The sequence below is a fragment of the Empedobacter sp. UBA7252 genome (genome assembly GCF_002472765.1).
Taxonomy (GTDB): Bacteria; Bacteroidota; Bacteroidia; order Flavobacteriales; family Weeksellaceae; genus Empedobacter; species Empedobacter falsenii_B.
In genome coordinates this window covers 29,153-35,614 of record NZ_DKSQ01000037.1, presented here as the reverse complement: position 1 = coordinate 35,614, position 6,462 = coordinate 29,153, and the positions used below count along the sequence as shown (strand labels likewise).

Annotated in this window: 8 protein-coding genes; 3 read left to right on the top strand and 5 right to left on the bottom strand. The window is 30.7% G+C overall.

All coding sequences use genetic code 11. The features are described 5' to 3' along the window. Positions 1-19: 19 nt before the first annotated feature. The 3 genes from B2X73_RS05165 to B2X73_RS05155 form a co-directional block, all read right to left on the bottom strand. Entirely contained in the window at positions 20-436 is a 417-nt protein-coding gene (locus B2X73_RS05165) for a hypothetical protein (protein ID WP_286496144.1), read from the bottom strand. A 7-nt stretch (positions 437-443) separates the two neighbouring features. Then, a complete protein-coding gene (locus B2X73_RS05160; protein WP_291095894.1) occupies positions 444-1,226 on the bottom strand; it encodes a hypothetical protein in 783 nt (260 codons plus the stop codon). Between the two features lie 450 nt (positions 1,227-1,676). Next, entirely contained in the window at positions 1,677-2,129 is a 453-nt protein-coding gene (locus B2X73_RS05155) for a type I restriction enzyme HsdR N-terminal domain-containing protein (RefSeq protein WP_221854544.1), read from the bottom strand. Between the two features lie 3 nt (positions 2,130-2,132). Between B2X73_RS05155 and holA the strand changes: the two genes are divergently transcribed. Then, a complete protein-coding gene (gene holA, locus B2X73_RS05150; protein ID WP_219034745.1) occupies positions 2,133-3,143 on the top strand; it encodes a DNA polymerase III subunit delta in 1,011 nt (336 codons plus the stop codon). Between the two features lie 71 nt (positions 3,144-3,214). Then, the gene (gene trxB / locus B2X73_RS05145) at positions 3,215-4,159 is read left to right on the top strand and encodes a thioredoxin-disulfide reductase (protein ID WP_221854545.1); all 945 of its coding nucleotides are present in this window, start codon (positions 3,215-3,217) and stop codon (positions 4,157-4,159) included. A gap of 141 nt (positions 4,160-4,300) precedes the next feature. Here trxB and B2X73_RS05140 read toward each other — a convergent pair whose 3' ends face one another. Both B2X73_RS05140 and B2X73_RS05135 read right to left on the bottom strand, forming a co-directional pair. Further along, positions 4,301-4,948 carry a 2OG-Fe(II) oxygenase gene (locus tag B2X73_RS05140; protein WP_219034743.1) on the bottom strand — a complete coding sequence of 216 codons (648 nt, stop codon included), beginning with the start codon at positions 4,946-4,948 and terminating at the stop codon, positions 4,301-4,303. A gap of 123 nt (positions 4,949-5,071) precedes the next feature. Beyond that, entirely contained in the window at positions 5,072-5,608 is a 537-nt protein-coding gene (locus tag B2X73_RS05135) for a GNAT family N-acetyltransferase (RefSeq protein WP_306822322.1), read from the bottom strand. A gap of 370 nt (positions 5,609-5,978) precedes the next feature. Here B2X73_RS05135 and B2X73_RS05130 point away from each other — a divergent pair, with 370 nt between their 5' ends. Next, on the top strand, positions 5,979-6,434 hold the full coding sequence (locus B2X73_RS05130) for a hypothetical protein (protein WP_219034742.1): 456 nt from the start codon (positions 5,979-5,981) through the stop codon (positions 6,432-6,434). The last annotated feature ends 28 nt before the right edge of the window (positions 6,435-6,462 follow it).

Below are 6,462 nucleotides of genomic sequence, written 5' to 3'. Positions count from 1 at the left end.
CACAAAATTTTGGACAGTGTCATTTAATTAAATCTATAGTTTCTATTTTATAACCATCATAAAATATTCTATAATTATTTAATTTGTTTTTAATAATCCATTTAACATCATTCAAAACAAAATTATCTTCTAAAGCTCTAATAATATATCTATCATCAATATAAATTTCTAAAAATTTATCATCAAATAGTTTAACATTCGAAATATCCAATGACACTAACTCAAATAATTCATTATTATCAATATTAAAATTTGTAATCTTATTAAATATTTTACATCCAGATACAAATTCTATTATTACTTCAACAATTTTATCATAATAAATTGATTTATTACTAATTGAAAACTTAAACGATAAAATACCCGAATATTCAATTGAATACAAACTTGCATTCAATAATAATTTATTTAGTGTATATTCTATTTCTTCATTCATTATTAAATTAGTTTTCGTTTTTATAATGGTTTAAATGAAATGGTATCACTCCTTTTTTAATCAGTTCGGATTTTATTTTATCTGCGTAATTATTCGCAAACTTTTCCTTTTCCTTTTTCGGAAGATTTACATGAATATCATTTCGTCTCTCCCATTCATCAAATTCTTCATCCTCATGACCTGGTTTTTCTACTTGTTCTAAATAATGCACATAATGACCAAATTCGTGTAGTAATGTTCTATATAACTGTGTATTTCTTGCAAATTCAGGTTCTATTTTAGATGTAAAATATTTATTACTTTCTTCAAATATATGTCCATCATTTTTAAGTATTTCGAATTCTTTTCGTTCATCAACTGATAGCTTTTTACTCCAAATTAATTGTGAATCTTTATCTATAGATTCTAAAATAATAGCAGGAAAATCTTCTTTCTCGAATTCGTATAAATAAACTAATCTTCCCCAAACACTCGAAATAATTTGCTCCTTTCGCTTTGGTTGTCTCAAAACTATAAATTTTAATTCTCCATAATCCTCAACAGGTATATTTGAAATAATTTTTACAATATCATTTATTGAACATGCGTGAACAGAATTTAGTCTTGTATCTTCCACTACAAACACAAATTCATGATTATTAATAATTCTACTCTCTTTTTTATAAGTTGTTAGTTTTTCATAAAAAGATTTGTAACTACCATATGGAGTAGAAATCGTCAACTTATTATTCTTACTAAAACCCTGTTTGGCAGTACCTATATTTCTATTTCTTCTTGAAGGATTAAACAAATTACTTCTTTGTTAATAAAGTTAAACCATTTCACAAAATAAACTACATTTTCCATGTAATACACTAAGCTAACTACCTAATTTACTCAGCAAACTTACTTAAACACTTAGCTGACGACGTTCTGAACCTAGTCAGCTTCCAAATTTACTAAGTTGACGGTCTCTTTTACCAAGCTGGCTTGGTTACGAACCAAGAAAACGAGGTAACCTAACCCCAAATTTGACGTTCCTGACATTGTCAGCTAAGTTCTGGACGTAATCAACTAGGTATAAAACCTCATCAGCTTACTAAAATACAAAGCTAGCTTACTTCGGAACGTAATCAGCTTGCTTCAGAACCACGTCGACTACGTTCGGGACGTGGTCAGCTACGTTTGAAACGTAGTCAAGATCCATTAAAATCGCTCGAATTGACAAATTTTCACATCAACACATTAGCTCATTTTCAAATTATCCTTTCTTCGGCAACTCTTTCAAGAAATTATATCTTTTTTGAACAAAATCCATCATACAATAAAAATGATTCAAACCATTTGTTACCATCAACAATTGAGAACCTAACACAATGTTGTAACGCGCTATTTGATCAAAAGTTGCTTGCGAAATTGCAATATTCGGCGCTTTACATTCCACCATAATAAATGGTTTTTCTTGCTGATAAACGACAATATCTGCACGTTTTCGCATTCCTGTAATATCAATTGCAACTTCCAACGCAATCGCCGAAGTTGAATAACCCAAATCGTTGATTAAATAATTCAGAACGTGTTGCCTAACCCATTCTTCGGGCGTATAGACCAACCATTTTTTTCGAATCAAACAAAAGATATACAATTTATCTTGGGCTTGTTTCAATCTTATTTGGTATTTTTCGGAAAAATTTAATTGTACTAATTCAGTCATTGTATGAGTCCTGTAGAATCTTTGATCAAAGATATAAAAAACAAAAACTATAAACCGATTTACTTCTTGGCGGGCGACGAGCCGTTTTTCATCGATCAGGTAACTGATTTGTTGGAAGCAAATATTTTAACAGAAGAAGAAAAAGGTTTTAACCAAACAATAGTTTATGGACAAGATGTAGAAGTTGGACAATTGATTGGAATGGCGCGTCAATACCCGATGGGTGCAGAAAAATCTGTAGTGATTGTAAAAGAAGCGCAACATCTTAGCCGTTCGATAGATCAGTTGGAAATGTATGCAAATCAAGTACAAGATTCGACGGTTTTAATCATCAATTACAAAGGAAATTCACTTGATAAACGCAAGAAAATCTATAAAGTTCTGAATGAAAAAGGGTATTACCACGAATTCAAAAAGATTTATGAAAGCGAGTTACCTTCTTGGATAGAACAAAAAGTTGCAGCTAATCAATTTAAGATTGAACCAAAAGCAAAGTTTTTGTTGACGGAGTATGTCGGAGCAGATTTATCTCGTTTGAACAATGAATTAGAAAAACTCTTTACAATTGTTGGCGCGGATAAAACTATCACACCAAATCATATTGAGGAACATATTGGGATTAGTAAAGATTATAATGTTTTTGAACTTCGCAATGCAATCGAAACGAAGAACATCGAAAAAGCATTCAAAATCATTAAATATTTCGAGAAAAATCCGAAGGATAATCCGTACGTCGTTTCAATCACAACAATTTTTAATCTGTTTACAAACATCATTCAAATACATGTTACGCCAGATAAATCGAAGCAAAATTTGGCGAAAGTATTAGGAATTAATCCGTATTTTGTACAAGGAATGATGACAGCTGCAAGTAATTATCCGCTAAAAAAAGCTACGAGAATTATCTCATTTATACGTGAATATGATTTGAAAGGAAAAGGTGTTGGAACTACTGGAAATGTGACGCCAAGCCAATTATTAATTGAATTAGTGTATAAAATTATGAATCTATAATTTTCATCTATTTATAGAATCGAGAAAAATAAATAAGAAATACTAAATTTGTAAAAAAATAAAACAACACAATGGAAAATAACGTAAGAGATGTTATCATAATAGGATCTGGACCTGCGGGTTATACAGCGGGAATTTATGCTGCACGCGCGAACATGAATCCTTTGATTTTAACTGGTATGGAGCCAGGTGGACAATTAACAACAACAACGGATGTTGAGAATTTCCCAGGTTATCCAGAAGCAGTTACAGGACCAGAATTGATGGCTGATTTACAAAAACAAGCAGAGCGTTTTGGAACTGAAATAAAATACGAATATGTAACGGAAGTAACTTTTGGAGAAAAAGAAGGTGATGTACATACTGTAAAATCGAACAATGGAACTTACCAAGCTCGTTCTATTATTATTTCGACAGGTGCAACTGCGAAATATTTAGGTTTAGATGATGAAACTAAATACGCTGGTAGCGGAGTTTCAGCTTGTGCAACTTGCGATGGTTTCTTTTACCGCGGTAAAGATGTTGCGGTAGTTGGTGGTGGTGATACCGCTGCTGAAGAAGCAACTTACTTATCAAAACTTTGTAACAAGGTTTATTTATTGGTTCGTAAAGAGGAAATGCGCGCGTCTAAAGCGATGCAAGATCGTGTTGCAAATACACATAATTTAGAGGTTTTATATAACCACGAATTAATTGGTTTGGAAGGAAACAATGTTGTTGAAAAAGCGAAAATCATCAACAATGTTACAAACGAAGAAAAAGAATTAATCGTTGATGGAGTTTTTATCGCGATTGGACATAAACCAAATACAGAATTATTCCAAGGGAAATTGGATATGGACGAAACGGGATATTTAATCACGCAAGATCGTTCGTACAAAACAAATGTAGCAGGTGTTTTTGCTGCTGGTGATGTGCAAGATTCTGTTTACAGACAAGCAATTACTGCTGCTGGATCTGGTTGTGCTGCTGCATTAGACGCAGAACGTTATGTAGCAGAATTCTTTGAAGCTTAATTATATTTTTAATAACATATCAAAAAAACTCAACCAATTGGTTGAGTTTTTTTGATTCTTATTGTCTAAATCGTTCAAATTGATGCCAATATTTATCTAATGTAAATAGAAATTGAAATCTCGAAGCAACTACAGATTTTATTACAAATATGTCAAAATATTTCCTCTGGTTTTCAACCAACCTGTGATACTATATCTTGGTCGATTAACAGTTTTTACTTCGTGCGGAATAGTTTTACTATCAAAAACAGCCAAACGACCAGCAAGAGGTAAAATATCTAATTCTTTTTCAGCCTTATTTTCATCTGCCAAATACAAGGTCAATTGTCCGCCAAATTCATCTTTCCACTCTTCATCATTCAAATACAATACAATAGAAAGTGTGCGTCTATCATCATTCTTAAAAGCATCAACATGTTTTTGGTAAAATGTCCCTTCGGGATAAATAGCGTAATGAAATTCACTTTCCTCAATGCCCATGTAGCATGTTAAATTGAGATAGTCAATAAAATCATTGATTTTTGAGAAAAAAATTTCTTCCGTTTCTGTTTTATTTTCTTCATCAATCCATCTGATTTTATCGCCTCTGATTGATTTTATAATTTGTTCGTTAACCGAACTTCCGACAGCAGCTTGATGAAAATCTTTTTTATTTTCTTTTCGAATTATAGCTTCGCGAAGTTGCTTTGTTTCCTCTGTTGAGAAAAAAAAGTCTGAAATAGAGTATTTTTGATTTGATAAGTCATCAATAATCTTTTCATAAATTGGGTTTAATGTAATATTACTCATTCATTATTATGAAAACTTCAGTAAAAGTATATTTTATTACGAAAAACATAATCATATTTTTAAGTTTTTTTTCAAAAAAAGGACATAAAAAATCTGTCCTCAAAAAATAGTTTTAATTATCAATTACTTAAACCAGTCAACTTTATTCAACTGATAAATAAAATTTAACTTTGGCTCTTCTCCAAAATATTCAATTTGTTCTTCTTTCACTTTTTTACAACCCAAACGCTCTACTGCAATTTGCGAACGTACATTATCAGCGCCAACATGTAAATAAATTTTGTCAACAAACTGAAAAATATAATCAAACATTAATTTCTTAACAGACGGATTAAAACCTTTTCCCCAACAATTCGTCGAATAAAACGTATAACCAACCAAAATAGATGAATCTTGCTCATCATAATCGTAAAAACGAGAGCTACCAACAACTTGATTTGTCTGTTTATCAATAATCTTGAAAGCACCTTTACTTTGAATTGCACCTTCGAAAAAATTCATAAAAACATCTCTTTTCCAACGATTTTTATTTGGGTGCTGTTCCCAAACTTTCGGGTCTGAAGCAGCTAAATAAAGCGCTTCAAAATCATTATCGTTGAGCGGTTGAAGTTCTACTAAATCATTTTCTAAATTGGGCTGAATATTTATCATTTGTTTCATTTAATACAATACTAATTTACATTTTTCTTATACGATATTCATTAAAAATGATAATTAATTCATTGAAAATTTTTACATAAACTTTCTTAAAATGAAATCAGATAACTAAACTCAAAAAACAATTGGACTTTTATGGGAAGTCTATGAAAAGAAGCAAATTCTAGAAAGATTTCAAAGAACTTAATTAAAATGACAACCGAAGGATATACCCTTAAAGTTATTAAGATTGGACAATTAGAACTCTATAACCACAACAAGTTTCATTCAGAATTTTGTAGACGCTTATATAAAAAGGCTTGAACAATTAACAAAATAAATCTTGAATTTTATTGATTATTATTATACGACTAACTAACTTCACAGAAAAAATATGTTTTTAAATTTTGAAGATAAAGCCAGTCTTATTTCTAAACTAAAAAGTTTAAAAGTAGATCAACAGCCAGAATGGGGAATTATGACACCTCAACACATGGTTGAACATTTGATTGTAACCACTAAAATTTCAAATGGAGGTTTAACAGTACCTTGTCGAATTCCTGCAGAGCAAATACCCCAATACAAATCCTTTTTATTAGAATCTGATCATGAAATGCAAAAGGGGATAAAAGCAAATGGAATGGAAGGTTTACTAGATTTACGTTACCATTCTTTAGAAGCTGCAATAGAAAAATTAGAACAAGAAATTGATAAATTCAATTCATATTTCACAGAAAATCCTGATGCTAAAATTGTCAATCCTGTTTTAAATGATATTGGATACGAAGATTGGAAAACATTTCATAAAAAACATTTTACACATCATTTCAAGCAATTTGGTTTGATATAAAAAATACAATAATCAAAAAAGCTTTCTC

Bases quoted from the DNA above. Each gene is read 5' to 3' on its own strand.
- trxB (WP_221854545.1), top strand. From the start codon at position 3,215: ATGGAAAATAACGTAAGAGATGTTATCATAATAGGATCTGGACCTGCG.
- B2X73_RS05135 (WP_306822322.1), bottom strand. From the start codon at position 5,608: ATGAAACAAATGATAAATATTCAGCCCAATTTAGAAAATGATTTAGTA.
- B2X73_RS05165 (WP_286496144.1), bottom strand. From the start codon at position 436: ATGAATGAAGAAATAGAATATACACTAAATAAATTATTATTGAATGCA.
- B2X73_RS05155 (WP_221854544.1), bottom strand. From the start codon at position 2,129: ATGACTGAATTAGTACAATTAAATTTTTCCGAAAAATACCAAATAAGA.
- B2X73_RS05140 (WP_219034743.1), bottom strand. From the start codon at position 4,948: ATGAGTAATATTACATTAAACCCAATTTATGAAAAGATTATTGATGAC.
- holA (WP_219034745.1), top strand. From the start codon at position 2,133: ATGAGTCCTGTAGAATCTTTGATCAAAGATATAAAAAACAAAAACTAT.
- B2X73_RS05130 (WP_219034742.1), top strand. From the start codon at position 5,979: ATGTTTTTAAATTTTGAAGATAAAGCCAGTCTTATTTCTAAACTAAAA.